The organism is Arthrobacter sp. Sr33 (genome assembly GCF_054511195.1).
Map to the genome: position 1 here is coordinate 394,585 of NZ_JBTNDD010000001.1, position 23,393 is coordinate 417,977.

At 62.3% G+C, this 23,393-nt stretch carries 20 protein-coding genes; 12 read left to right on the top strand and 8 right to left on the bottom strand.

Going from position 1 to position 23,393, the window contains the following annotated elements:
* Positions 1–27 precede the first annotated feature (27 nt).
* From ACX80T_RS02025 to rhaI, 3 genes are read right to left on the bottom strand one after another with little or no spacing between them, the layout of a single operon-like run.
* The gene (locus tag ACX80T_RS02025) at positions 28–1,518 is read right to left on the bottom strand and encodes a rhamnulokinase (protein WP_459303561.1); all 1,491 of its coding nucleotides are present in this window, start codon (positions 1,516–1,518) and stop codon (positions 28–30) included.
* A complete protein-coding gene (locus ACX80T_RS02030; protein WP_459303562.1) occupies positions 1,515–3,551 on the bottom strand; it encodes a bifunctional aldolase/short-chain dehydrogenase in 2,037 nt (678 codons plus the stop codon). The genes ACX80T_RS02025 and ACX80T_RS02030 overlap by 4 nt, the downstream gene beginning before the upstream one ends.
* The gene (gene rhaI, locus ACX80T_RS02035) at positions 3,551–4,717 is read right to left on the bottom strand and encodes an L-rhamnose isomerase (protein WP_459303563.1); all 1,167 of its coding nucleotides are present in this window, start codon (positions 4,715–4,717) and stop codon (positions 3,551–3,553) included. The genes ACX80T_RS02030 and rhaI overlap by 1 nt, the downstream gene beginning before the upstream one ends.
* Before the next feature lie 182 nt (positions 4,718–4,899).
* On the opposite strand from rhaI, the gene ACX80T_RS02040 reads away from it, so the two are divergent.
* The 7 genes from ACX80T_RS02040 (at position 4,900) to ACX80T_RS02070 (ending at position 12,870) form a co-directional block, all read left to right on the top strand.
* Positions 4,900–5,931 carry a LacI family DNA-binding transcriptional regulator gene (locus ACX80T_RS02040; protein WP_459303564.1) on the top strand — a complete coding sequence of 344 codons (1,032 nt, stop codon included), beginning with the start codon at positions 4,900–4,902 and terminating at the stop codon, positions 5,929–5,931.
* A gap of 158 nt (positions 5,932–6,089) precedes the next feature.
* Positions 6,090–7,649, top strand: a complete 1,560-nt coding sequence (locus ACX80T_RS02045) for a sugar ABC transporter ATP-binding protein (RefSeq protein WP_459303565.1) — start codon at positions 6,090–6,092, stop codon at positions 7,647–7,649.
* Positions 7,646–8,695: an ABC transporter permease gene (locus tag ACX80T_RS02050; RefSeq protein WP_459303566.1), complete on the top strand. Its 1,050-nt coding sequence runs from the start codon at positions 7,646–7,648 to the stop codon at positions 8,693–8,695. Before ACX80T_RS02045 ends, ACX80T_RS02050 begins: the two co-directional genes overlap by 4 nt.
* Positions 8,688–9,749, top strand: a complete 1,062-nt coding sequence (locus tag ACX80T_RS02055; protein WP_459303567.1) for an ABC transporter permease — start codon at positions 8,688–8,690, stop codon at positions 9,747–9,749. Before ACX80T_RS02050 ends, ACX80T_RS02055 begins: the two co-directional genes overlap by 8 nt.
* Before the next feature lie 63 nt (positions 9,750–9,812).
* Entirely contained in the window at positions 9,813–10,877 is a 1,065-nt protein-coding gene (gene rhaS / locus ACX80T_RS02060; RefSeq protein WP_459303568.1) for a rhamnose ABC transporter substrate-binding protein, read from the top strand.
* A 102-nt stretch (positions 10,878–10,979) separates the two neighbouring features.
* Positions 10,980–12,464: an arabinose isomerase gene (locus ACX80T_RS02065; RefSeq protein ID WP_459303569.1), complete on the top strand. Its 1,485-nt coding sequence runs from the start codon at positions 10,980–10,982 to the stop codon at positions 12,462–12,464.
* 82 nt (positions 12,465–12,546) lie between these two features.
* A complete protein-coding gene (locus ACX80T_RS02070) occupies positions 12,547–12,870 on the top strand; it encodes an L-rhamnose mutarotase (protein ID WP_459303570.1) in 324 nt (107 codons plus the stop codon).
* 118 nt (positions 12,871–12,988) lie between these two features.
* Here the strand turns inward: ACX80T_RS02070 and ACX80T_RS02075 are convergent, their stop codons facing one another.
* Entirely contained in the window at positions 12,989–14,044 is a 1,056-nt protein-coding gene (locus tag ACX80T_RS02075) for a LacI family DNA-binding transcriptional regulator (RefSeq protein ID WP_459303571.1), read from the bottom strand.
* Positions 14,045–14,307: 263 nt separating this feature from the next.
* On the opposite strand from ACX80T_RS02075, the gene ACX80T_RS02080 reads away from it, so the two are divergent.
* Positions 14,308–14,925 (top strand): hypothetical protein, encoded by a 618-nt coding sequence (locus ACX80T_RS02080; protein WP_459303572.1) that lies wholly within the window; start codon positions 14,308–14,310, stop codon positions 14,923–14,925.
* On the opposite strand, the gene ACX80T_RS02085 is transcribed toward ACX80T_RS02080, so the two are convergent.
* The 4 genes from ACX80T_RS02085 to ACX80T_RS02100 form a co-directional block, all read right to left on the bottom strand.
* Positions 14,922–16,046: an acetylesterase gene (locus ACX80T_RS02085; RefSeq protein ID WP_459303573.1), complete on the bottom strand. Its 1,125-nt coding sequence runs from the start codon at positions 16,044–16,046 to the stop codon at positions 14,922–14,924. The genes ACX80T_RS02080 and ACX80T_RS02085 overlap by 4 nt on opposite strands.
* 4 nt (positions 16,047–16,050) lie before the next feature.
* Positions 16,051–16,746, bottom strand: coding sequence for a FadR/GntR family transcriptional regulator (locus ACX80T_RS02090; RefSeq protein WP_459303574.1), 696 nt, complete (start codon positions 16,744–16,746; stop codon positions 16,051–16,053).
* The gene (locus ACX80T_RS02095) at positions 16,743–17,924 is read right to left on the bottom strand and encodes an L-talarate/galactarate dehydratase (RefSeq protein WP_459303575.1); all 1,182 of its coding nucleotides are present in this window, start codon (positions 17,922–17,924) and stop codon (positions 16,743–16,745) included. Before ACX80T_RS02095 ends, ACX80T_RS02090 begins: the two co-directional genes overlap by 4 nt.
* Positions 17,925–18,013: 89 nt before the next feature.
* Positions 18,014–18,682 (bottom strand): GntR family transcriptional regulator, encoded by a 669-nt coding sequence (locus tag ACX80T_RS02100; protein ID WP_459303576.1) that lies wholly within the window; start codon positions 18,680–18,682, stop codon positions 18,014–18,016.
* Between the two features lie 97 nt (positions 18,683–18,779).
* On the opposite strand from ACX80T_RS02100, the gene ACX80T_RS02105 reads away from it, so the two are divergent.
* The 4 genes from ACX80T_RS02105 (at position 18,780) to ACX80T_RS02120 (ending at position 23,385) form a co-directional block, all read left to right on the top strand.
* On the top strand, positions 18,780–19,946 hold the full coding sequence (locus ACX80T_RS02105) for a mandelate racemase/muconate lactonizing enzyme family protein (RefSeq protein WP_459303577.1): 1,167 nt from the start codon (positions 18,780–18,782) through the stop codon (positions 19,944–19,946).
* A gap of 219 nt (positions 19,947–20,165) precedes the next feature.
* The gene (locus ACX80T_RS02110) at positions 20,166–21,110 is read left to right on the top strand and encodes a carbohydrate ABC transporter permease (protein ID WP_459303578.1); all 945 of its coding nucleotides are present in this window, start codon (positions 20,166–20,168) and stop codon (positions 21,108–21,110) included.
* Positions 21,100–22,032 carry a carbohydrate ABC transporter permease gene (locus ACX80T_RS02115; protein ID WP_459303579.1) on the top strand — a complete coding sequence of 311 codons (933 nt, stop codon included), beginning with the start codon at positions 21,100–21,102 and terminating at the stop codon, positions 22,030–22,032. Before ACX80T_RS02110 ends, ACX80T_RS02115 begins: the two co-directional genes overlap by 11 nt.
* 54 nt (positions 22,033–22,086) lie before the next feature.
* Positions 22,087–23,385 carry an ABC transporter substrate-binding protein gene (locus ACX80T_RS02120; protein WP_459303580.1) on the top strand — a complete coding sequence of 433 codons (1,299 nt, stop codon included), beginning with the start codon at positions 22,087–22,089 and terminating at the stop codon, positions 23,383–23,385.
* The last annotated feature ends 8 nt before the right edge of the window (positions 23,386–23,393 follow it).

The following is a 23,393-nucleotide window of genomic DNA, read 5'->3' on the forward strand; positions in this document are numbered from 1 at the left end:
CCACCCCTCGATCCGTGGGTGTCAGACTCAGGTACACCGGTTCCTTGCGACAGGGCTGACCCCTGGGGCACTTCCGGGCCCGTGAGGCGTGTACCTGGTGGTGTCCGCCGTCCGGGCGACCGCCGCCCTGATATCGGTAAGCGATGCTGCATCACCGAGGAGTCCCGCTGCGCGGGCCTGCACCATGATGTTACCCAATGCTGTCGCCTCGACCGGTCCGGCCACGACCGGCAGGCCAGTCGCGTCAGCGGTCAGCTGGCACAACAGCGCGTTTTGGGAACCCCCACCCACAATGTGCACCACTTCGACCGAGGCGCCGGAAAGGTCCACAGCCTGCCGCACCGTTCGCGCGTAGGCGTCGGCGAGGCTATCCAGAATGCAGCGCGCGACGCCGGCGGGATCGGCAGGTGCCGCACCCCCGGCTCGGCGGATCGCGTCGAGGATTCGGGCAGGCATATTTCCCGGGGGGATGAAGGTGGCTGAGTCAACGTCAATTCGGGGACCGTCGGCAGGTTGGGACGCAGCCTCGGTCAGTAGCGACTCCAACTGAGGGGCTTCACCGCCAGTAGCCCAGCTGCGCAGGCACTCCTGCAGGAGCCAGAGGCCTCCGACGTTCCGCAAATACCGGATGGTGCCGTCAATACCGCGTTCATTGGTGAAGTTGGCTGAGCGGCTGGCCGGAGTGACCACGGGATGGTCTAGTTCCACTCCGACCAGGGACCAGGTGCCCGAGGAAATGTAGGCAAACTTTTCGGCTGCGGATGCGGCGGGGACCGCGACAACGGCTGATGCAGTGTCATGCGAGCCCACCGCCACGATGGAAGTATCCGCAGGCAGCCCGGTGCTCCGCGCCACCTCGGGTAGGAGAATGCCCAGCGTTTGTCCCGGCTGGATCAACGGCGGGAAGAGGCCGGAAGGAAGTCCCAACCGGGTGAAGATTTCGGGCGCCCAGTCATTGGTGCGCGCATCGACCAATCCAGTGGTTGACGCGTTGGTCGCCTCGCTGGCCCGCCGTCCGGTCAGCCAGAAGCAGAGCAGGTCCGGGACCAGCAGCGCCTGTTGCCGGTCCAGTGACGTCTCGGCGGCCAGTTGATAGACGGTGTTGAACGGCAGAAACTGCAATCCGGTGATCTCATACAAGCGCTCAAACGGGATCAGCGCGTGCACGCCCGCCACGGTTGTCTCGCTTCGAACGTCCCGGTGACTGAAGGGTAGAGAGGCAAGGGCGCCGCCGTCGTCGAGCAGACCGTAATCCACTGCCCAGGTGTCCACACCCACGCTCGCAATCCGTTCTCCGGGTTCAAGCGAACCTGACGCAAATGTCAGTCCCGCAAGCACCTGGGTGAACAGCGCGCGTACGTCCCAGCGCAGAGTGCCGTCCACCTCCACCGCCCCATTGGGAAACCGGTGCACGATCTGGAGCGACGGGCCGTCCGATCCCATTCGACCGAGAATCACCCGCCCCGACGAGGCGCCGATGTCGACGGCGATGAACACCGCGCCAGCGCGGCCGGTCATCGCAGGAACGCCGCCGCCACACCCGCATCCACTGGAATGTGCAGCCCCGTGGTGTGTGACAGGGCATCGGAGGTCAGGACGGCGACGGCGCTGGCCACGTTTTCTGGCAGCACCTCCCGCTTGAGGAGGGTGCGCTGGGCGTAATACTCGCCCAGCTTGTCCTCTTCGACGCCGTAGACTGCCGCACGCTTGGCGCCCCACCCGCCGGCGAAGATCCCGGATCCGCGCACCACACCGTCCGGGTTGATCCCATTGACGCGGATCCCGTGCCCACCAAGCTCGGCGGCAAGCAGCCGCACCTGATGCGCCTGGTCCGCCTTGGTTGCCGAGTAGGCAATGTTGTTCGGCCCGGCGAAAACCGAGTTCTTCGACGAGATGTAGATGATGTCGCCGCCCATCTGCTGCTCAATCAACACTTTCGCCGCGGCCTGCGAAACCAGGAAGGACCCCTTGGCCATCACGTTGTGCTGCAGATCCCAATCCTGCTCGGTGGTTTCAAGCAGAGGCTTGGAGATCGACAGTCCGGCATTGTTGACCACCAGATCCAGCCCCCCGAAGGCCAGCACCGCGGCGCCGATGGCAAGCCGTACCTGCGCTGGATCGGTGACGTCGGCCTGCACCCCAATCGCTGTATCGGTGCTGCCCAACTCGGCGGCAACCGTCTGTGCATTCTCCAGGTTCAGGTCAGCGATGACGACGCACGCCCCGTCGGCGGCGAGCCGGGTGGCAATCGCCTTGCCGATGCCCGACGCCGCCCCGGTCACCAGGGCGATCCGCCCAGCATGGGATTTGGGCTGGGGAAGCCGGGCCAGCTTGGCTTCCTCGAGTGCCCAATACTCGATGCGGAATTTCTCGTTCTCGTCGATCGGCGAGTAGGTGGAAATAGCTTCGGCCCCACGCATCACGTTAATCGCGTTCAGGTAGAACTCACCAGCCACGCGGGCGGTCTGCTTCGTGGCGCCGAAGGTGAACATGCCGACGCCGGGAACCAGAACCACTGCCGGGTCGGCGCCCCGAATAGCGGGCGAGTCCGGCGCAGCATGCCGATCGTAGTAGGCCTGATATTCGGTGCGGTAAGCCTCATGGAGTTCGCGCAGTCGGCTCAGCGAGTCTTCCACCGACGAATCTGCGGGGAGGTCAAGCACCAGCGGCCTGACCTTGGTGCGGAGGAAATGGTCGGGACAACTGGTGCCGAGGTCCGCCAGCCTGCGGTGCTCGGAGGCTTCCAGGAAGTGCAGGACGGCGTCGTCGTCGGTGAAGTGACCCACCTGCACCTTATCGGTGGACGCAAGACCGCGGATCGACGGTCCGAGCGCCGCTGCCTTCGCGCGCCGCTCGGCGGGGGCAAGGGCTCCGTAACCCGGTAGGGGGGCGCCGAACGGTTCCGTGCGCCCATGCGCGTCAATGTATTTTTCGGCCGTGTTGATGATCCACAGCGAGTTCCTCTCGGCCTCATCCGAGGTGTCTCCCCACGCGGTAATTCCGTGTCCGCCGAGGATCACGCCGATCGCCTGCGGGTTCTGGGCTTTGATGGCGGCGATGTCCAGCCCCAACTGGAATCCCGGGCGACGCCAGGGGACCCAGAGCACCTTGTCGCCAAAGATGGTCCCGGTCAGGGCTTCCCCGTCCTGAGCGGTGGCGATGGCGATACCGGAGTCGGGGTGGAGATGGTCCACGTGGTTGGCGTCAAGCAGCCCGTGCATCGCGGTGTCGATGGAAGGTGCAGCACCGCCTTTCCCATGCAGCGTGAAATCGAAGGCCGCGACCATTTCGTCCTCGCGGTCGACGCCGGGATAGACGGTGGTCAGCGCGCGGAGCCGGTCCAGGCGGAGGATTGCAAGGCCCTGCTCTTTCAGGGTGCCAAGGTCGCCTCCAGAGCCCTTCACCCAGAGGAGGTCGACGTCGTCGCCGGTTACCGGGTCGGTCGCCGTGCCCTTGGCTGAGGTATTACCGCCCGCATAGTTGGTGTTGCGGTGGTCAGCGCCCAAGCGGTTTGACCGTTTGAGTAAGGATTCGACTACTGGGTTGGTCATTATGCGCCCCATCCTGCCTGCTGGCCGCCCTGGCGGGCCTCGTTGATTTGCTGTTGGTAGCCGCTGGCCTGATAGGCAGCCATCGGGTCGCCCGGGAGTCCACGGGATTCGCGCCACGCAGCCAAGTCGGGTCGGACATCTGTGTAAAAGGCGTCCATGAACACGGCGTTGGCGCCCAATACGTCACCGGCTTCCTGCGCCCTGGTCAGGGCCTGGCGGTCAACCAGCAGCGCGCGCGCCGTCATTTCCTGGACGTTTTGCACCGAGCGGATCTGCCCGGGGATCTTCTCCTCCAGGTTGTGGCACTGGTCCAGCATGAGGGCAATGTTGGATGCCGGGTCCAGCCCACCACCTCGGATCACCTCGACCATGATTCTGAACAGCTGGAAGGGGTCGGCCGAGCCGACGATGAGGTCGTCGTCGGCGTAGAAACGGGAGTTGAAATCGAATGAACCAAGCTTTCCCAGCCGGATCAGTTGAGCGACGATGAACTCGATATTGGTTCCGGGGGCGTGATGACCGGTATCCAGGCAGACCAGAGCCTTCTCGCCGAGCTCGAGGCACTGAGCGTAGGAGGTTCCCCAATCCGGAACATCGGTGTGATAGAACGCCGGTTCGAAGAATTTGTACTCCAGGACCAGCCGTTGGTCGTCGCCGAGCCGGTCGTAGACCTTGCGCAGCGATTCCTGCAGCCAGTCCTGACGGGAGCGCATGTCACCCTGGCCCGGATAGTTGGTCCCGTCCGCCAGCCAGATCTTCAAATCGCGTGATCCGGTCACGTTCATGACGTCGATGCACTCATACATGTGGTCGATGGCTTTGCTGCGGATCGCGGCATCGCTGTGAGTGAGGCTACCGAACTTGTAGTCCTCATCCTGGAAGGTGTTGCTGTTGATGGTGCCGAGGCAGATGTCGTGTTGCTGGGCATAGTCGGCGAGCTGACCGTAGTCATCGACCTTGTCCCACGGAATGTGAAGCGCGATCGAGGGCGCCAGCCCGGTGAGCTCGTTCACCTTCGCCGCGTCGCTGATCTTCTCCCGCACCGTGCGCGGGGTGCCGGGGGTTTGGAAGACCCGGAACCGGGTGCCGGAGTTTCCATACGCCCAGGATGGGACTTCAATGGCCAGCTGCTCCAGCTGTGGCGTGACGCTATCCAGAACACTCATTCTTGTCTCCAGGTCATTCAAGGTGCGGGCCAGCCTGCCATGAAGTGCAGGCTTCAAAAGCTGGCTTGAATCGTTTCACTTTGATCTGTCAAAGTTATCCTTGCATACGAGAGAGTGTCAAGGATCACTGTGCTGGGTGCCGGTACGGCCTGGTAGTGGTCCGCAGCCAGTGAGGATTAGCCATGAACAGCCGCCCGGTGAGTATCAAGGACGTGGCCGATCGTGCACAGGTTGCGGTGGGGACCGTCTCCAATGTTTTGAACCACCCAACCCGGGTGGCGGAGCGCACCCGGGCGCGGGTGACCGCAGCCATCGCAGATCTTGGATTCGTGCGCAATGATGCGGCGCGACAATTGCGGGCGGGACAGAGTCGGACCATCGGGCTGATTGTCCTGGACATCGGCAATCCGTTCTTCTCCTCGCTGGCACGGGCGGCAGAGGACTCCGCGGCCGAACGGGGGAGCACGGTGGTACTCGGTGATAGCGGCCATGACGCAGACCGTGAAGCCCGCTACATTGACGTGTTCGAGCAACAGCGGGTACAGGGAATGCTGATCTCGCCTGTGGGTGACCTCGCGGCCCGGCTGGAGGTGCTTCATTCACGGGCAGTCCCCGTGGTCCTGGTTGACCGGAAGGACGATCTGAAACTTTTCAGTTCGGTGTCGGTCGATGACGAGGCCGGCGGCTACCTCGCTGTCAGGCACCTCCTGGAAGGCGGTCGACGACGGATCGCGTTTGTAGGAGCAGGCGCATCGATCCAGCAGGTGGCCGACCGAATGGCGGGAGCCCGGAGGGCCGTCGAGGAGTTCCCCGGTGCGTCGCTGGAATTCGTGCTTGCGGAAGCCATGACAGTGCTGGCGGGTCGGGCAGCGGGGGAGCAGGTGGTCAAGGCAGATCCGGCGCGGATGCCCGATGGAATCTTCTGTGCCAACGATCTGCTCGCGATCGGCGTGATGCAGGCGGTGCTGCTCATCGGCGGGCTGAAGGTGCCGGAAGATTTGGCGCTGATCGGGTACGACGACATTGACTTTGCTGAATCCGCGGTGGTGCCCCTGTCAACAATCCGCAGGCCTACCGAGCTCATGGGTCGCACCGCCGTCGAGCTATTGCTCGGAGAAATCGACGACGCGCAGAGCGAGCGGCGACAGGTGGTGTTCCAGCCCGAGCTTGTTGCGCGGGGGAGCACAAGTGGCCGGATCACTGCCCAAATATAGGTTCCTACGCCCGTCCCGGTGACTCGCACATCCTGTAACTGCCGGTATGCCCGTCGAAGGTCACGGATTGGAATCAGCTGTTGACGGTGATCCCCCTCACGCCTACGATCAATCCTGAACCACTTTTATGAAACGATTCATTTTTGAGAGGGCTTGCAATGCCGCAAGATCAGGATGCCGGGATTTCTGCCTCGGAACCCAGCACATCCCCGGTTCCGGCGGTCCCACTGCTCTCACTTGTCGGTGCTGCGAAAACCTTCGGGCCGGTCGTGGCACTGGCTGATGGAACGGTGGAGATTCGGCCAGGTGAAATCCATGGGTTGGTGGGGGAGAACGGTGCCGGCAAATCCACACTGGTGAAGATTCTCGCAGGGGTCCACTCTCCCGATGGCGGCAGGTTCACAGTTTCGGGAGCCGAGGTGTCCTTCCGCAATGTGGGCGATAGCAAAGCCGCCGGGATTTCGGTGATCTACCAGGAGCCCACCCTTTTCCCAGACCTCACCGTTGCAGAGAACATTTTTATTGGACGTCAGCCAAAAGGTGCCCTCGGGCTGATCAGCAGGAGCGCGATGCGCCGCGCAGCAGCCGATCTCTTCTTGGAACTGGGTGTCCCGATTGACCCGGATCGTCCCGCCGAGGGACTGTCCATCGCGGACCAGCAAATCATCGAGATCGCCAAGGCCATCTCCCTCAATGCGAAGATCCTAGTGATGGATGAACCCACCGCTGCGCTGAGCGGTCTCGAGGTGGACCGGCTTTTCGCAGTGGCCCGCAACCTTCGCGACGCCGGCAGCGGCATCCTGTTCATCTCGCACCGGTTTGATGAGGTCTTTGGCCTCTGTGACCGCATCACGGTCATGCGGGACGGCCAATACATCAATACCCACAACACGGCGGACATCACGGTGGAAGCCGTGGTGCGTGAGATGGTCGGCCGCGACATCGCTGCCCTCTATCCCAAGGAGGAGGCGGAAATTGGCGACACCATCCTGCGGGTCGATAGCCTTTCCCGCGCGGGAGTGTTCTCCGACATCACCTTCGAGGTCAAAGCCGGCGAGATCGTGGCGCTGGCAGGACTGGTGGGTGCCGGACGGACCGAGGTGGCGCGGGCCATCTTTGGTATAGATGGGTACGACGCCGGATCGGTCAAAATGAACGGACATGCCCTTAAATCTCGTGATCCCCGAGCAGCGATTGACGCGGGGATCGGGTTTGTCCCCGAAGACCGGCGGAACCAGGGGCTGGTCATGGAACTGTCGGTTGAACGAAATGCCGTGCTGACCCTTCGCAATAGTCTCGCCAAACGCGGGATCATCCGGGGCAAGGATGAACGTCAGGCCGCTGCCCTGTGGACTAAGCGACTCCAGGTGAAGGCCGGCTCCCCGGAGCACCCCGTGTCAACGCTCTCGGGCGGCAACCAGCAAAAGGTGGTGCTGGCCAAATGGCTGGCCACCGAACCGAAGCTACTCATCATCGACGAACCGACCCGCGGCATCGACGTCGGCACCAAAAGCGAAGTGCACCGCCTCGTGTCTGAACTAGCTGGCCGAGGAATCGCAATCCTCATGATCTCCTCCGAACTTCCCGAGGTTCTGGGAATGGCGGACCGGGTCCTGGTTATGCATGAAGGGCGGATTTCCGCGGAACTGGACCGGGCTTCAGCAACCCCTGAAACTGTCATGCACGCTGCCACTGCAACACCGGAGAGCGCCACGTGAGCACAGACCTGAACCGCCCCGCCATCGTCAAGGCACCCGAGGATCGGCATCGCCGGACCTCCGGAATCGCAGCGGTGCTTCGCCTCCGCGAACTGCCCGTAATTATCGCGCTGGTGGGACTGGTGTTCTTCACCTGGCTGGTGAACCCCCTATTTCTCAGCGAGCAAGGGGTCAAGGACCTGCTCTTGAACGCGACAATAGTCATGCTGCTTGCGGTAGGCCAGGCTCTGGTTATCATCACCCGGAACGTGGACCTTTCGGTCGGATCGGCGCTGGGGCTGGTGGCCTTCTCGACTGGGTCCCTATTCTTCGCTATGCCAGATGTCCCCGTCATAGTGGTGTTTATCCTGGGGATGATCCTCGGTGGCGTACTTGGCGCCGTGAACGGCATCCTGGTGACCGTGGCGAAAGTGCCAGCGTTGGTGATCACGCTCGGCACCCTCTATATCTTCCGGGGCATCAATAATGCCTGGGCTGGCGGAACCCAGTATTTCGCTGGGGACCGCCCACAGGAATTCGGCGCCCTGTCGGTGAACACCGTTCTGGGGTTTCCGCTCATCACCCTGATTGCTGTCATTGTGGTGATCGTGGTTGCCCTCTTTATGGCAGGTACCCGACCTGGGCGTGATCTCTACGCCATCGGTTCCGACCCGGACGCCGCCAAGCTTTTCGGCATTCCAGTCACCCGCCGGGTGTTGCTCGCCTTCATCGCGAATGGGGTGCTCGTGGGGTTGGCTGGCGTACTCTACGCCAGCCGTTTCAACTCCGTGGGGGCCACCACCGGCACGGGCCTCGAGTTGGACGTGGTCGCCGCCGCGGTCGTCGGGGGTGTTGCGATCTTCGGCGGGAGCGGGACAGTGGTAGGAGCCGCGATTGGCGCGCTACTGCTGACCACTATCACCAGCGCCCTGGCCGCCCTCCGGGTGGATAAATTCTGGCAGCAGGCGATCGTGGGAATTCTGATTCTCGCAGCCATCATTATTGACCGATTGGCTGCTATTCGCACCGCCAGGAAGCTACGGATCAGCGAGGCCCGCAATGTCTAAGACTGCGACGACGACTGTGAGTGGTACGGTCACCGCGGCCGCACTCGAATCCGAGGCCAAGGTTCGCACCGGCGCGCAACGGCTGCTGTTGGGCCGCGACGCCATCATGATCTACACGTTGGTAGTCGTGGTGCTGTTTGCCTGCCTCGCCATCCCCCGCTTTGCCTCGCCGGTGACCGTCGGTTTTCTGCTGCTTGACGTAATCCCCATCCTGATCATTGCCATGCCGATGACCCTGGTCATCGTTTCCGGAGAAATTGACCTGTCGGTGGCCAGTATCGCCGGGCTCAGCAGCGCCGTGTTGGGTGTCCTCTGGGCGGCGGGAACCGAGATCTGGATTGCGCTCATCGTATGTCTCGTCGTGGGACTGGTTGCCGGGGCTTTCAACGGACTCTTGATCGCATATCTCGGTCTGCCTTCCCTCGCCGTGACCATCGGTACCCTCGCGCTCTTTCGAGGGTTGGCTCTGGTGGTCATCGGTGACAACGCGGTGGCGGACTTCCCGCCCGCACTGACGACGTTCTTCACGTCCAAGCTGGGGGCCACCGGTATTCCCACTGTGATGATTGGCGTCGTACTGATCATCGCGTTCTTTGGGGTGCTTCTCCACTTCACACCGTTTGGTCGCGGGCTTTTTGCGCTGGGCTACAGCAAGGAGGCGGCGAGTTTCGTCGGGATCAATGTGGCGCGCTCCAAGTTCTGGCTATACATCGGTACCGGCGTGGTGTCAGCTATGGCCGGAATCTACTGGACCCTCCGCTACTCCAGCGCCCGGAGCGACAACGCCAGCGGCATTGAACTGGCGGTCATTGCCGCGGTACTGCTCGGCGGAGTGTCGATTTTCGGGGGCAAGGGCTCGATCCCCGGCGTACTGGCGGGCGTGCTGCTGATCGGCACCATCACGTACGCCTTGCGGCTTGACCGGGTCTCCGAGGTCGTCCTGATCATTGTGACCGGGTCCCTGCTGATTCTCTCGGTTGTAACACCCAGCGTTAGCACCGCGCTCAAAAAACGTCGACATGACCGACGTGTGCGGCAACAGCTTCATCCCTAAGTCCGTCCCCACTGGGGCATAAATCAGCGACTGGTCCACCAGCGCTTTATGAGAGGAAGAACAATGAAGTCTACTCACAACACGTCCCGGCGGGGTCGGGGCACGGCTCTCATCGCGCTGACCGCCAGCGCTGCGTTAATGCTCAGCGCCTGCGGCGGGGGAGAAACCGCTGAGTCAGGTGCTGAAGGCGGCAGCGGCGCCGACGGCGAACAGTCCATCACCTTCATCCCCAAGCAGTTGAACAACCCCTACACGGATGTGGTTCTCAGCGGCGGAGAGACGGGTGCCGAGGAGGCAGGATTCGCCGCCTCGGAGGTGGTCGGTCCGCTCGACGCCAGCGCGTCCAGTCAGGTTTCCTTCATCAACGCGGAAACCCAGGCCGGGACCAACGTGATCACGATTGCCGCGAACGATCCGGACGCCGTCGGGCCCGCCCTGCAGGAGGCGCGGGACGCCGGCGCGAAGATTGTGGCGTTCGATTCCGATACAAACCCCGACTTCCGCGACCTGTTTGTCAGCCAGGTTAATGCGCAGGATGTGGGGCTGATCCAGCTTGAGCTGATTGCCGAACAGATCGGCGGCGAGGGTGACATCGCCATTCTGTCGGCCACGGCCAACGCCACCAATCAGAACGAGTGGATCAAGTTCATGGAAGAGGAACTGGAATCCAACCCGGACTACGCGGATATCAATCTCGTAGCGAAGGTGTATGGCGACGACGACGACACCAAGTCCTTCCAGGAGGCGCAGGGTCTGCTGCAGGCCTACCCGGATCTGAAGGGCATCATCTCGCCGACCACCGTGGGCATTGCCGCCACCGCGCGCTACCTCTCCACTTCCGAGTACAAGGGCGAAGTTGCCCTGACCGGCCTGGGGCTGCCCAACGAAATGCGGCCATTCGTCGAAGACGAAACGGTTTCCGAATTTGCGCTATGGGATCCAGCCCAGCTGGGCTACGTCGCAGCCTTCGCTGGGAAGGCACTGGCCGACGGTGACATTACCGGAGCTGTTGGCGACACGTTTGAAGCCGGAGAGTTGGGCGAACGTGAGGTTGAAGAAGGCGGCATTGTGATTGTTGGGCCGCCTACGGTCTTCAACGCCGAGAACATCGACGACTACGACTTCTAGACGATGGAAAGCGCGGGGAGCCTAACGGCTCTTCGCGCTTGCCATCGCGTTCTTCTCGTCGCCCGTCGCAGTGAGTAGTCCGTTGCAGTAAGGAGTTAACCGATGATCGGTGACCACCCCGTGGCCCCCGTGTCTGCCCCCGTGGCGGACGCGTTGTCCGCCGTCCAGAAGCTTGCCCCGCACCGACGTCGGGCCACCCGGATCGGACTGGTGTCCGGCGGATTGGGTGCCTATTGGCCCCAGTTCCCCGAACTGCTGCCGCAGCTTCGGGAATCCAGCCGATATGTGACCGAGCGGTTCACGGCACTGGAGGCAGAGGTGATCGACGTCGGCTTCGTATCCGACCCACAGGAAGCCGGCGCCGCGGCAGAGAAGCTGCGGGTCGCGGACTGCGACCTCATTGTGATTTTCCTAGCCACCTATCTCACGTCCTCGATGGTGTTGCCGATCGCGCAGCGGTCACAGACCCCGGTTCTTGTGATTGATTTGCAGCCTACCGAGGCGATGGATCACAGCTCCTTTGATACCGGGAAATGGCTCGCGTATTGCGGGCAATGCCCGGTGCCGGAGGTGGCCAATGTCTTTCGCCGTGCTGGCATCCCGTTCCGTTCGGTTTCCGGGTATCTGACCCAGGAATCCGCCTGGCAGCGGATAAACCAGTGGGTCCATGCGGCGGGGGTCCGGGGGCGGCTGCGTTACGCGCGGCACGGGCTGATGGGGCACCTGTACCCCGGCATGCTGGACGTCTCGACCGACCTGACAACAGTGTCCACGACCTTCGGCTCCCATGTGGAGATCCTTGAATTCGACGACCTGCGAGAACTGGTGAATTCCGTCTCCGAAGTGGAGGTGAAGGAGCGGGTCGAGCTGGCACGCGGACTGTTCACGGTGGACCCATCGGTCGACGACGGCGACTTCGCCTGGGGCGCCAGGGTCTCGGTCGGCCTTGACCGTCTGGTCGAGGAATTTGACCTCGACTCCCTTGCCTACTATCACCGCGGCCTCGCGGGGGAACAGCATGAACGCCTCGGTGCTGGGATGATCCTCGGTGCATCGATCCTGACGGCCAGGGGGGTACCGATGGCTGGCGAATATGAGCTGCGCACCTCGATTGCCATGCTCGCTGCCCAGGCAATGAAAGCCGGTGGATCCTTCACCGAGATCCAGGCGCTGAACTTTGTCGACAACGTCGTGGAGATGGGCCACGACGGGCCTGCGCATCTTGCGGTTAGCGCGGGGGACCCGCTGCTGCGGGGGCTCGGCATCTATCACGGCAAGAGGGGCTGGGGTGTGTCAGTGGAGTTCGACGTCCGGCACGGTCCGGTCACCACCTTCGGGTTGGGTCAGGACCCCGACGGCAGTTTCGTTTTCATCACCTCAGAGGGTGAGGTAGTGCCCGGGCCGCTGCTGGCCATTGGCAACACAACGTCCCGGGTGGACTTCGGCGGCGATCCCGGCCTGTGGGTCGACGAATGGTCACAGACCGGCATTGGCCACCACTGGGCCCTGTGCATCGGGCACCGGGCCGCCGACTTCAAGGCGGCCGCGAACCTTCTTGGCATTGAATACCGGCATGTAGCGCTTTAGCGCCCTGCAAGCACCACCGACGGGGAAAGAAGCGGCCCCAGAGCCGCTTCTTGACCCTGAGCGCCCGAACAGAAAGGAAATAATGGAACGGATCTGTTTTCAGCTGCAGGTTAAGCCCAACCGCATCCCTGAGTACCGGGAACGTCACGCGGCGGTCTGGCCGGACATGGTGGCAGCCCTCAAGGCCAGCGGATGGCACAACTACTCCCTTTTCCTCCGGGACGACGGGTTGCTCATTGGCTATCTCGAATCCTATGACTTCGCCGCCGCACAACGGGCCATGGCTGCCACCGCCGTCAACGCCCGCTGGCAGGCAGAGATGGGCGAATTCTTTGTGGAGTTAGACGGGAGACCGGATGAGGGCTTCTTGCGGCTCACCGAGGTCTTCCACCTCGAGGACCAGTAGCCGCCCTAGCCGCTTGGCCGAGCCAACACCCTTACGTCGAGTCAACGCAAACAGCAGGGTTTCGGCCGCAAACACGTTATATCTGTTGACTCGATCCCGGGGTTGATGACTCGACTGCCTAGCGGCGGGGTGTGCTGTCCCGCCGGACCACCTCAGTGACCACCGGAACGGTCGCGCCATCCTGTCCAGTGACACCCTGTCCATGGACGACGCCGAAGGACAGTTCCAGCGCTCGACGGCCCACCTCTTCGAGAGGGATGCGGACGGTGGTGAGCGACGGGGTGATGTCTCGGACGGTGGGGATGTCGTCGTAGCCGGCGACACCCAGATCTCGCCCCGGGTCCAGGCCCGCATCGCGGAGCGCCGACATCGCGCCCATCGCCATCACATCGCTGACCGCGAAGAGCAGATCGACGTCGTCGAGGCCCGCCTGGACCAGTTCGGTGGCGGCCTGATACCCGCCATCCCGGGTGAAGTCGGTGTGGGCGATGTGGTTGCCATCCAGTTCGATGCCGTGCGCGGCGAGGCCCTCGCGGAAACCCTGCAAACGGTCCTGGGACGTGACAATAGTTGGCGGGCCAGCGACGACGGCGAAGCGGCGGTACCCCAACTCGACCAGCGACTCGGCTAATGCGCGGGCACCACCGCGGTTATCCAGTAACACCGTGGCGAACGGAGCAGCGTTTTGGCTGATGAAGGCGACGCGGCCACCATTTTCCTCGAACGCCGACAGCTCCTTGCGAAGGTCAGCCTCCTGCGGCGAATCCGCCATCCGGGATCCCGCCAGGATCATGACCCGTGGCCGCTGTCCGCGGAGTGCCCGGACCGTGGCCAGCTCCCGCTCCGGATTACGGCCGGTCACGGCGATGGTGACCACCAGGCCAGCGGATTCCGCAGCCTTGATCACTCCCGACGCGATGGTGGAGAAATAGGGGTCGGAGATGTCAGCCACCAACAGCGCAACGGTGGTGGTGGTGCCCTTGGCGACAGCCTGGGCGAAAAGGTTAGGGATGTACCCGAGGCGCTGGGCGGCGTCGACCACACGCAACCGGTAAGCGTCATTGACCTTCCGGGCGCTGCCGTTCAATGACCGGGAGGCGGTCGCCAGTGAAACACCAGCGGCCAGGGCCACGTCGTTGAGAGTCACCGCGGGCTTGTTTGCGCCTGGTTCCATGAGTGAACTGCATCCTTCCGCCGGCCCGCCGGATGCTCGTCCCCAGTCGGTGCCTCTAGCATTGTTGCATGCGCACCCAAGACGGGGCGGCAAGTGCCACCTGATGGTAAGCGCTTCCCCACAGTCTGCTCCCACTTCACCCTCGGCGCCAGAGCCTGTCATGCTGTAGCTATGGTTTCACTTAGCTGTGCCTCATGCCGCGCGTCGATTGGCCCCACGCCACCGGGTAGAACGTAATGGTTGGCTGGCGTCGCCGGGAGACTATGCCACCGGAACCGGACGGCACCGAATCGAAGTGGCCAGGCGCCACCAAAGGGGTTGAACTGTTCGCGCAGGTGATCTGGGCGGGCGTGCTCACCGCCTTCGCCGGGCTCCCGATCATCACCCTTCCGGCAGCAATCGCCGCCGGCACCCGACACTTGCAGCGGTACCTTCGGGCAGAGCGTAGTTCAGTGCGGGACTACGGCGCCGATTTTCTACGGGCATTGCCTGGCGGTCTGGTGGTCGGCGCGGTGGCAGTAGTGGTCGCCGGGCTCCTCGGGTTGAACATCTTCCTCTCCCTGGCCCAGGTATTGTTCGCGTGGCCGGTGATCCTCGCCGTCGGAATTTTGGGCCTGGCGCTGACCGTGCTGATCCTGCTGCAGGCGGGCTACCATTGGGCACCCGAACGCGGCTGGAAGGCGGCAGTCCTCGAGGGTGTTCGGATGCTGAGCGGCGACCCGGTGGGCGGGGTGCTGATCGTGGTGGTCCTGGCTGTCTCGGGGGTGGTGACATGGTTGTTGCCACCACTGTTCGTGGCAGGGATGGGGTGCCTGCTGTTCACCGTCCTGACCGTGAATGTAAGGCAGCATCGCAAGGACTGGGACAAGCCCGAGGACTAATGCAGGACGTCGAGGAAGTGATCACGAGCCTGAGTGAGGAACTCAGCCGTGAACACGTGGCCGCCAGCGTGCCACGCACCACGGTAGCGGTCGGCAGTGTCGTGGTGCAGTTCCCGCAGGCGGCGGTCCGCCGCCCGCATGCCCTCGACCGGGAACAGGCCGTCATCGAGGGCGTACTGCATCAGGAAGTGGGTGCCCGGCGCGAGCGTCGTCAGATCGGGCCAGTCGGAGACCGTGGCGAGACCCGGGGTGCTTAATAGCCAGGAGTGACTCTCAAGGTGGGCGGGGAGCAGCGACTCATGGGTGGTCATCATGCAGGCGATCACGCAGGCAGCCAGATCCCCGGCGATCGCCGCCAACACCAACGCGCGTCCACCCCCGCCGGAGAACCCGCCAGTCCCAATCCGGGTCGCGTCGACTCCCGGCAGGCCGCGCAGGACACTGAGCGCCGTCAGGTCCTCGTAGGCCACCATCCCTGCATAGCTGGTGCCCAGGAGCGCAGCGGCCTTCGCCACGGTGTTCTCGTGATGGGCGGCCAAGGTGTTGTACTTCAGCTCCTGGCCAGCCTGCACCCCTTGGTTGGCCCACAGAGCGGTGGCGGCGCGCAGGGCATCGGCGGCCCGGCCGGGTGCAGGATCGAGATTAAACCGCCGGCTACCCCAGCTGAACGCATCGTGCACCAGGACCGCGAAACCGGCCCTGGCAAAGTCGTTGGCGACTGCACGTCCGGCATAAAGCTTGTGCTGGAGCGCGACGACGTCGGGCGAGGTGTCCGGGCCAATGTCGACCAAACGTTCCGCCCCGAGCCACTTGTTGCCTCCGTGGCAGTTCAGCCAGAGTAGGCCGGGCAGTTTCCCGGTGTGGTGCAGCGGGATCAGCAGCGTGGCCCTGGTCAGAGGGCCGAAGGGCAGCTGCCAGCCAAGGTGGCGGATCCGTACCCCATCGACGATGACGTCGTCGTGCCAGAAGAGGTCGCGGTCATGGTTGAGCGGGGTGACCGCGGGCACGCCGAGCGCTGCTGCGACCCGGTTCGATGTGCTGTCGGCGGGGGTGTAGCGGTCCTGGGTCGCCATGAACGCGGGCCAGTCCTCATACCCGCCAATGGCGCTGGGCTGACTCAATGCCCTAAGCCTGACCCGTGGTGGAGGCCAGCCGAAGCCGCGAATTGGTGAGGTGGGTACGCATCGCTGCGGCAGCGCCTTGCGGATCTCTGTCGCCGATTGCGGCGAAAATGACGAGATGCTCGTGGCTCACCACGTTGAAACGGCTGGCCGCAGATTCCGGATTCTCCGGCACCAGCCGGGTCTGCGGCATGGTGATCATTGACGCGCCCAGCGAGACGACGAGGTCCAGATAAAGCCGATTGTGGGCCGCGACGGCGATGCTGCGATGGAAGGCGAAGTCGGCTTCGACGGCGGCGCGAGGGGACTGCTCGATAGCACCAAATGCGGCCAGCGCCTTCTCGATGGCACCCAACTCCACCACCGTGTGGCGACGGGCTGCGAGAGCGGCGATTTCAGTCTCCACGCCGATCCTGAAGTCCACGAGATCCAGGCGATCCTGGTGGCAGCGTATTTCTCCGGGTTCGACGGCGAACGGTTGTCCACTCGGTCGGGTCAGAACAAAGGTCCCTTTGCCGCGGTAGGTCTCCACCAGACCTGCCGTTTGAAGGCGGGAGAGGGCCTCCCGCACCACCGTTCGGCTGACTGAGAACTGTTTCTCCAGCGCGGACTCGGATGGCAGCTTGTCCCCCGGCACCAGGCGCCCGTCGAGCAGGCTTTGCCTCAGGTCTTCGACGACCCGACTGGCGAGGGTGGTCATCGGGTGCCGAATTCCACTGTGTCTGAGGTCCACGCCGCGGCCTGTTCGCTGAGGGTGAATCCCAGCCCCGGCCGGTTTGGAACGATCATGCGGCCGTCAATCGTTTGGAGCCGCTCGTTGAAGAGCGGGTTAAGCCACTCGAAGTGTTCCACCCACGGTTCCCGGGGGTATGCCGCAGCGAGATGAAGGTGAATTTCCATGGCGAAATGTGGCGCGAGTTGGAGGCCCGCCTGGTCGGCGAGGGCCGCCAACCGCAGGAAGGGGGTGATGCCGCCGATGCGTGGTGCGTCGGGCTGAATGATGTCGGCGGATCGATGGGTGATGAGGTCGAGGTGTTCGTTGACGCTGGAGAGCATTTCACCCGTGGCGATGGGTGTATCCAGGGCCTGGGTCAGCTGGGCGTGTCCTTCGGCGTCATAGGCATCGAGCGGTTCCTCAATCCAGGTGAGGTTGAACTGCTCGAGTGTGCGTCCCATCCGCATCGCCGTGGGCCGATCCCACTGTTGGTTGGCATCGACCATCAGCGGGACGGTTGGCCCGAGATGTTCGCGAAGCGCCGCAACGCGGGTCAGGTCAACTGCCGGGTCAGGGTGCCCCACTTTGATCTTGATTCCACCGATGCCCTCGGCCAAAGACGCTGTAGCTCGCTCTTTCACTTCATCGACTGACGCCTGAAGGAAGCCGCCCGAGGTGTTGTAGGTCTTCACTGAGTCTCGGTAGGCACCCAGAAGCTTGGCCAGGGGAAGGTTTGCCCGCTTCGCTTTGAGATCGTAAAGCGCAATGTCCAACGCGGCGATTGCCTGGGTGGCAACCCCGCTGCGGCCGACCGATGCCCCGGCCCACAACAGCAGTTGATAGACCCTGCCAATGTCATTGGGATCCTGGCCCAAAAGGTTTGCCGCCACTTCTTTGGCATGGGCGTACTGGGCTGGCCCGCCGGCTCGTTTGGAGTAGCTAAAACCGGTTCCATGGTGCCCCTGCTCCGAGTAGATGTCGGCGAAGAGGAAGACGATCTCCGTCATAGGCTTTTGGCGTCCGGTGAGCACTTTGGCGTCGCTGATAGGGGTGCTGAGCGGGAGGGTGAGGGTGGCGAGTTTGACGTACCGGATCCGGTCAGAGGACGCCTCCCCGCCCGAGACAGCGGCCAGAGGATCGGAAGAGGTGAGGAGAGTGTCCATGAAAATGTCCCGACGTTGAAATTTTCATCCGATAATACAAGTTCTTGACTTGTTATACAAGAGAGCGAAGCAGTAGGCAGGGCACTCAGTCAATCCCCGGCGAGGCCGTCCGCCGCCAGCGAGATCACGCTGCGCCGCACGTGACCCTCCATTAGATCCCTCGCAGCTTCCGGCCGGCGAGCAAGAACGAGCCGTAACAGGTCGGCATGCTCGTCATGGTCCTGGGCGCGCAAGGATTCGCCCTCCGGCCGGGCAAGTCCGAGCCGGCGGTACCGATCAGACTGATCCCAGGTTTCATCCAGCAGGTGGATCAAGCGGGGGTTGTGGGTGGCACGGTAAATTGACGCATGAAATTCCCGGTGGGCGCTCAGGGCCGCATCACCGTGGGTGCGGGTAACAGGAAGAAGGTTCTTGAAAGCTTCTTCCATCACGGCGACGTCGGATTCCGTGTAGCGCTCGGCCGCCAGCTGGGCGGCAAATGGATCGAGCGCTAACCGGACATCCATGAAGTCCCGGACTTCCTGCGAGTCGATGGTCGAGACCCGAGCATCCCGATGACTCTCGAGATCAACCAGTTCCTCGGTCATGAGGCGCTTGAGCGCCTCGCGGAGCGGGGTCAGGCTCATGCCGAGGGATGCTGCCAGCTGCCGCTGGGGGAGGAGGGATCCAGGCGGCAACGCGCCCGACAAAATCCGGCTCCGCACCTCCGCGTAGGCCAGGTCGCTCTTGGTCTTGTACATCACAGCTTCATTGTCCACGCAGCACCCGTTCCTTCTGACGCGATCATTGACAGGTCGTCAACGCGTTGATAGCGTCCCGGCCTAGATTATAAGTTATAACACCGGAGGTAAATCAATGAGGATCGTTTCCATCCACGAGGACACGCTGCCCATCAGTTCCACGATGCGCAATGCCTGGGTTGATTTCAGCATGATGGACGTCTCGATTATCGCTGTGGTCAGCGACGTGATTCGCGATGGAAAGCCCCTGGTGGGGTACGGCTTCAACTCCAACGGCAGATACAGTGCCGGTGACATTCTGCGACGGCGGGTGATTCCCCGGTTGATGGCCGCGGACCCAGCAGACATTCTTCGGGAGGATGGCAGCAACTTTTCGCCGGAGAAGATTTGGGAGATCGTGATGCAGAACGAAAAGCCGGGCGGTCACGGCGAGCGATCGGTCGCCGTCGGCGTCCTCGACATGGCACTTTTCGACCTCGTCGCCAAAATTGATGACAAACCGCTCTACCGCTATCTCTCGGACCACTACGGCGACGGTTCCCCTGACGAAGATGTGTTTGTCTACGCTGCCGGCGGGTACTACGCCCCCGGAAAGGGCCTGCCGGAACTTCAGGATGAAATGAAGAAGTTCCTGGATCTGGGCTACACGGTCGCCAAGATGAAAATCGGCGGAGCAAGCCTCGCGGAGGACCTGCGGCGGATTGAAGCCGCCATGGAGATCATGGGCGGCGGGCAGAACCTCGCCGTCGACGTCAACGGGCGGTTCGATCTGGATACTGCGCTGGCCTACGCCGAGGCAATTTCGCCATATAACCTCTTTTGGTACGAGGAGGTTGGGGATCCTCTCGACTATCACCTGCAAGCCAGCCTCGGCGAACGGTACCCGCATCGGATGGCGACCGGAGAGAACCTCTTCTCGCTGCCTGATGCCCGTAACCTCCTGCGCTACGGCGGCATGAGGCCCGAACTGGATATTCTCCAGTTTGATCCGGTGCTGGGTTACGGGCTGGTTGAGTACCTTCGAATTCAGGCGATCCTCCCGGACTTCGGCTGGTCCACCCGATCCTGCATTCCGCATGGGGGCCATCAGTTTGCCCTGCATATCGCCGCGGCGCTCAAACTGGGCGGCAACGAGTCGTATCCCGGCGAGTTCTTCCCGACCGGCGGATTTGCTGACCAGGCTGTGGTGCAGGGAGGGCGGACCAGTCCGACGGACGCGCCAGGCATTGGATTCGAGCTCAAATCGGCCTTCTATAAGCATCTGCGCGAGCTCCACTGCTGAGTTATGTGACTGACCGACACTGTTGGAAACCGCTTTCCTTGACGTGGGACACGTCACACGTTACTGTCTACTAAGGCCGCCTGAGAAACCGTTTTCTCGGTTCGCTAAAGACTACTAGGACCAATGACGATTCGATAGGAGGCGGAATGGGTACGGTGCCAGATAACTTCCCAACTGATACGCCCGCTCACTTTCCCCTGCGGGCGGTAAGGGCGGGTAATGTCAGCCTTAGGTGAACTATCCCAAATGAAGCGCGGCCCCAAGGGGCCCAAGCGCAAACTTACCGACGCTGAGAAGAAGGAAGAACGCGCCTCCTATCTGTTCCTGGCGCCGTGGATCCTTGGTCTTGCACTGATCACGGTCGGCCCGATGGCGGCGTCGTTGTATCTTTCATTTACGAACTACAACCTCCTGCAGGCTCCCGAATGGATCGGCCTGGACAACTACATCCGGATGATGCAGGACTCCCGGCTCCTGAACTCCCTGAAGGTCACCTTCCTTTACGTCTTCATCTCAGTACCCCTTCAACTCATTGCGGCACTCGCGCTGGCACTGGTTCTGGACCGTGGGATGAAAGGGCTTGGATTCTATCGATCCATCTACTACCTCCCATCACTGCTCGGCGGATCGGTTGCTATCGCCGTCCTGTGGCGCCAGATCTTCGGCAACGACGGCTTGATCAACCAGGTACTCGCCCTGGTCGGCATTGATGGCATGGGATGGATTTCCGACCCCTCGACCGCGCTCGGCACCCTGATGATCCTCAATGTGTGGACCTTCGGCGCACCGATGATCATCTTCCTGGCAGGCCTCCGCCAGATTCCCACCATGTATTACGAGGCTGCTTCAGTGGACGGCGCCTCGAAGGTGCGGCAGTTCGCCACCATTACCATCCCGCTGCTGACCCCCATCATCTTCTTCAACCTGGTGCTCCAGATCATCGGCGCCTTCCAGTCCTTCACCCAAGCCTTCGTGGTCTCAGGCGGGACAGGCGGGCCAAGCGACTCGACCATGTTCTTCACCCTGTATCTCTACCAACAGGGTTTCGGAAACTTCAACATGGGCTATGCCTCAGCGATGGCCTGGCTACTCCTGGTCATCATCGCTGTCTTCACCTTCCTGAACTTCATCGCATCGAAATACTGGGTGTTCTATGACGACTAATATGCAGGCCAGCGAGGGACAGGTACCCCCAGTCCCCGAACGGCCAGAAACGTCCCCTTCACCATCCCCCCAAGGGGCTGTCAAGCCCAAAGACAACGGCCGCAGGAACCGTCTGATCAAACACGCGATCCTGATCGTCTTCGGCTTCGTCATGCTGTACCCGTTGCTGTGGATGCTTGTCAGTTCACTTCGTCCCAACGACGAGATCTTCCGCCTCACCGGTCTGTTCCTCACCCACTTCGAGGTCAGCAACTATGTTGAGGGCTGGAACGCCCTGCAGTCGCCGTTTGGTCACTACATGATCAACTCGATGATCGTGGTCCTCGGTTCCATTGTCGGCAACCTGGTCTCCTGCTCCTTGGCCGCATACGCCTTTGCGCGACTACGGTTCAGGAAGAGGAGCGTGCTCTTCGCCATCATGCTGATGACGATCATGCTCCCGATCCACGTGGTGATTGTGCCTCAGTACATCATTTTCTCTGAGCTCGGCTGGGTGAATACTTTTGTCCCGCTCATCCTCCCGAAACTCCTGGCCACTGATGCATTCTTCGTCTTCCTGATGATCCAGTTCATTCGCGGCCTGCCCAGAGAGCTGGATGAGGCTGCCCGGATCGACGGTTGCGGCCACTTCAAGATCTTCAGCAAGATCATCCTCCCGCTGATGCTTCCAGCGCTGGCCACCACCACCATCTTCACGTTCATATGGACCTGGAACGACTTCTTCAGCCAGCTGATTTACCTGACCGATCCGGAGATGTACACGGTGCCTGTCGCCCTGCGCTCCTTCGTCGATTCGACCGCCACATCCTCATGGGGTTCCTTGTTCGCCATGTCGATTGTCTCCCTGCTTCCGATCTTCCTGGTCTTCCTGCTCGGCCAGAAGTATCTCGTCAAGGGCATCGCCACCACCGGCGGTAAGTAAACCAATTACGGCACGTATGCAGCGTCATCCGGCGCGCAAGGAAAGAAGCGTTCGATGAAGAATTTCTCAACCCGTATCAAGACCGCCACCGCAGTCACCATGGTCGCCGGCCTCAGCCTTTCACTCGCCGCCTGCGGCGGTGGTGGTGCGAGCGAGGGGGACGGCAGCCTTAGGTTCTCGTGGTGGGGATCAGACCCCCGCCATGCAGTCAATGAAGCAATCATCGAGGATTATGAGGCTGCCAACGAGGGGGTCACCATTGAAGGGGAGTTCTCGGACTTCTCCGGCTACTGGGACCGTCTCGCCACCACCACTGCGGGCCGCGACTCGCCTGACGTCATCACGATGGACGAAAAGTACCTGCAGGAATACGCAGGCCGCGGTGCTTTGGCTGACCTCTCCGAGCTGCCGAACCTCGATCTGTCCAAGTTCGATGAAACAACACTCGACCTGGGCAGGTTTGAAGACGGGCTGTACGGCTTGAGCACCGGACGCAATGCGCTCACCGTCGTGGTCAACGCTGATCTCTTTGAAGAAGCGGGGGTTGAAATTCCCGACGACACTACCTGGACCTGGGATGACTACTACCAGATCTCCAAGGAACTCTCCGAAAACCTCGACGGGGTGAGTGGCTCCGACTACGGAAACTCACCGGATGGCAGCCTGCGGGTCTGGCTGCGCCAGCAGGGTGAGGCTCTCTACAACGACACCAACGATGGGGTGGGTTACACCCCCGCAGGAGCTGAGTCATGGTTTGAGCACCTGCTGAAGGTCCGTGACGAGGCTGGCGGAACGTCTCCATCCGAATGGACTGAGGCACAGGCCGGAACCTTTGAAGGTCAAAGCTTTCCGACAAACAAAACGGCAATGAGTTGGTACTGGTCCAACCAGTTGGGCGTCCTCAGGGCGTCGTCGGGCAGCGACGTTCGAATGCTGCGTGCGCCTTCTCAGGCAGGTAATGCAGCCGATAACGGTATGTACTACAAAGCATCCATGTACTGGTCAATTTCCAGCCAGTCCGAGAATCAGGACGCCGCAGCGGACTTCGTGAACTACCTCGCCAACAATGAGGAGCCAGCCAAGAAGATGCTGGTCGACCGCGGCGTGCCAGTAAACCCGGACATGGCAGCCGCCGTCCGGCCGGAGCTCGGCGAGGCGGATCAGGCAGTTGTCGATTTCCTGGAAGAGATCGAATCGAGTGTCGCCACCAGTCCCGCCCCATCACCGGTAGGTGCTGGCGGGGTTCAGGACGTGATCCTCCGCTACGACTCGGAAGTGCTGTTCGGGAACCTCACCCCCGCCGAGGCGGCAGAACAGATGACCGCTGAGATTGAAGCCCTGATCCAGAGCTAGTCATTCCG